This window comes from Neobacillus drentensis (assembly GCF_036962765.1).
Taxonomy (GTDB): domain Bacteria; phylum Bacillota; class Bacilli; order Bacillales; family Cytobacillaceae; genus Neobacillus; species Neobacillus drentensis_C.
Window position 1 is genome coordinate 1 of record NZ_JBALOS010000012.1, and the last position, 3,159, is coordinate 3,159.

At 37.2% G+C, this 3,159-nt stretch carries 3 protein-coding genes; all 3 read left to right on the forward strand.

Annotated elements, in window-relative coordinates:
* Positions 1-242 precede the first annotated feature (242 nt).
* The 3 genes from V7137_RS02815 (at position 243) to V7137_RS02825 (ending at position 2,927) form a co-directional block, all read left to right on the forward strand.
* The gene (locus V7137_RS02815; RefSeq protein ID WP_335696656.1) at positions 243-452 is read left to right on the forward strand and encodes a glycine zipper domain-containing protein; all 210 of its coding nucleotides are present in this window, start codon (positions 243-245) and stop codon (positions 450-452) included.
* A gap of 740 nt (positions 453-1,192) precedes the next feature.
* Entirely contained in the window at positions 1,193-1,561 is a 369-nt protein-coding gene (locus tag V7137_RS02820; protein ID WP_335696657.1) for a MerR family transcriptional regulator, read from the forward strand.
* Positions 1,562-1,793: 232 nt separating this feature from the next.
* On the forward strand, positions 1,794-2,927 hold the full coding sequence (locus tag V7137_RS02825; RefSeq protein ID WP_335696658.1) for an NADH-dependent flavin oxidoreductase: 1,134 nt from the start codon (positions 1,794-1,796) through the stop codon (positions 2,925-2,927).
* Positions 2,928-3,159: the final 232 nt, after the last annotated feature.

Below are 3,159 nucleotides of genomic sequence, written 5' to 3' on the forward strand. Positions count from 1 at the left end.
GTATAATTGATGTAAAGAAAATTAATGTTTCATTTTTACTTCTTTGAAAATCAGGAGGTGTTACATTGAATAAAACTATTTTAAAAGGAATTCTAAGTGTTTTAATAGGAATTATTGTATTTGTAAATTGCAAAGTTTTAAGGATAGATTTAAAATTCGCGTAAATCTGTCTATATAGGGCAAAATATGAAACGGTATTGTGCTGGCAAGCACTTGCCTATTCTAAATAAGGAGTGAGATGAGTGGCTGATAAAAACGAACGTAACCGTGTCGATAATGATGCTGGCGAAGCGGTAGGAACTGGTGTCGGTGCTGTCGCTGGAGCTGCTTTGGGTTCTGTTCTTGGTCCACTTGGTACCGTTGCAGGAGCTGTTGCAGGAGGAGCGATGGGTAACAAAGTCGGCGAAGGTGCCAATGAGGCTAATGACAGTGTTTCGAACCGAGAAGATTAGGCTTTAACCAAAGTGGCACTGAATGAATTGGATTCCCAAAAAGGGAGTCCTTTTTTTTATGCGTGCACAGCAAGCCGTTAATTGCTNNTGAGTAAGTACCAAGACGCTCAGTAGCTGACAGGCAACTGGTGAAGAAATTCTAATGTTGAAGCCCGTGACAGAGTAACTCGTTGAGTGCGAGCAAACTAACAGGTTGTAACATAAAGTGAATCCTTCCGTCTCGTTAAAGGAACCCACCTGTGGTGGCTAAAGAAAAGTCGAGACTTGATAAGATGGGCGAAGACCATGGAAGGTGTGAAGAACTTGGAGCAGCAGCGCCGGTTGCCCTACCGGATAACTGGATTTGAAGCTATGATGAGCCGATTCCTGTGAAAAAGGAACATTCTAGTAAAATGGCACTTTAAGTTTTGTTGTATTCGACTTAATTCAATATATTGTACTTCAAGTAACGGGTTCAAGAGTTGAACAAAGGAGTTGTTGCGGCAGCTCCTTTTCTTCTTATGCTAACGTGGCAGTGGAATAAAGAATCGAATAACTATATTAGAGCAAACTCGCCTATACTGCGGCGAGTTTTGCTTTATTATATGACAATGGTTTATAACTTCTGAAAAGCACCTCAAAACGGACAGAGGAATAAAAATTTCTTGACTTAGAGTAAACTCTAAGTATTATTCTTACTTTGTGTCACATTAAAAATGAAAGAAGAAATATACATATCAGATTTAATGGAGGCGGTTATATTGACATATTCTATTGGAGAATTTTCTAAAATCGTTGGGTTAAGCGATCATACATTGAGGTTTTATGAAAAAGAGGGGTTAATAAAAGTAAACAGAGACGATAACAATGTCAGAATCTACTCGGATGAAAATAAATTATGGATTGAATCACTTCTCCACCTAAAAAATACGGGGATGTCTCTAAAAGACATGAAACAATTTGCCATGTGGGGGCATATCGGGAATGAAACAATGGAAGAAAGGTTAGCTCTACTTAAAAATCATCGAAAAAAAGTAGTGGAAGATTTAGAGAAGCTTCGCCAAAGTTTAGAGCATCTGGATAATAAAATAAATTTTTATGAAAATGAATTAGGAGACTGTTTTTCTTGAAATTAAGCAGACAGTTGTTTTTCCATTTACGACTTTTTGATAAACCTCGTACAGACAGCTTTCGAGTTCGGTTTTATCGAAAAAAATAAAAATAAAATCAAAAAACACTTGCTTTAGAGTGCACTCAAGGGATTAACCTATTCTTGCACCATTTAAATACATGAATGGTTGATAAACCATTAAAACAAACTCACCAGAACGTATTACAAACATACAGAAAGAGGTTAAAAAAATGAACACAAAATATAGCAGCTTATTTGAATCACTTACATTTAAAAATGGTATCACCATTAAAAATAGAGTTGTTATGGCTCCAATGACAACTTGGAGTAGTAATGATGATTACACCATTTCAGATGAAGAAGTGAACTATTATAAAAGAAGAGTCAATGGAGTAGGACTTGTTATAACTGGCTGTACTCATGTGCAACCAAACGGTATAGGTTTTACGCATGAATTCGCTGCTTATGACGATAAATTTATTCCAAGTCTACGGAAATTGGCGGATGCGGCGAAAAGTGGAGGAGCACCTGCATTACTTCAAATTTTCCACGCAGGTAACAAAGCACTACCATCTTTAACTCCAGATGGTGAGGTGGTTAGTTCCAGTGATGTTGAGACGGAAGCTACTGCATTTGCTCCTTCAGTATTACCTAGAGAGCTTTCACATGATGAAATAATGGAAGTGATTCATGCGTTTGGAGAAACAACAAGACGAGCCATTGAAGCTGGGTTTGATGGTGTTGAAGTTCATGGTGCACACGGATTTTTACTTCAAAACTTCTTCTCTCCATTCTTCAATAGACGTGAGGATGAATGGGGTGGCTCTCTAGAAAATCGTTTGCGTTTCCCATTGGCAGTCGTACAGGAATTGAAAAATGTGATTAAGAAGCATGCAAAAAAACCGTTTATTTTCGGATACAGAATTTCTGCTGACGAACATGAAGAAGGCGGTTTGAGAATGAAGGATACCTACGAATTAATTAATCGTCTTATCAAAGCAGATGTTGATTATGTACATGCTTCATTGGCTGATGCTCTTTCTTCGAAGCCAGTCGATAGTCATGATGAAAAAACATATCTTGAATTAATTGTTGAACATGTAAACGGCAGAGTTCCTATAATGGCAGCTGGTTCAATGGTAACTTCTGATAATGTTGCAACAGCATTAGATAAGGGTCTATCCCTAGCAGCGATTGGTCATACCTTAATCATGAATCCAGACTGGGTAGAAAAGGTCCAGAATGGAAAAGAAGCTGAAATTGAGACAGCAATTAAGACTTCAAAAGTAAGCGAGCTTGAGATTCCAGAAAAACTTTGGAATGTAATTCAAGCTTCAGGTCCTTGGTTTAATATCGAAGAATAACATCCCAATAGAGAAGTTTTCTTTTTTTATCGCGTTTTTTGAAGAAAGAATGGAATTTATATGTCAAATTTATAATAATCCTTCTTATTAAGCTTTGGTTCAAGAGTTGAAGAGGATTGCAAACGCGATCCTTTTTAATTTCTTAATACTTTCTATCGTATAGGGAATCATTCCAAAATACCTAGGCGTTGTACCGAATTCTGGAACAACACTTATTAGGGATTGGAGTTAT

Bases quoted from the DNA above. Each gene is read 5' to 3' on its own strand.
- V7137_RS02825 (WP_335696658.1), top strand. From the start codon at position 1,794: ATGAACACAAAATATAGCAGCTTATTTGAATCACTTACATTTAAAAAT.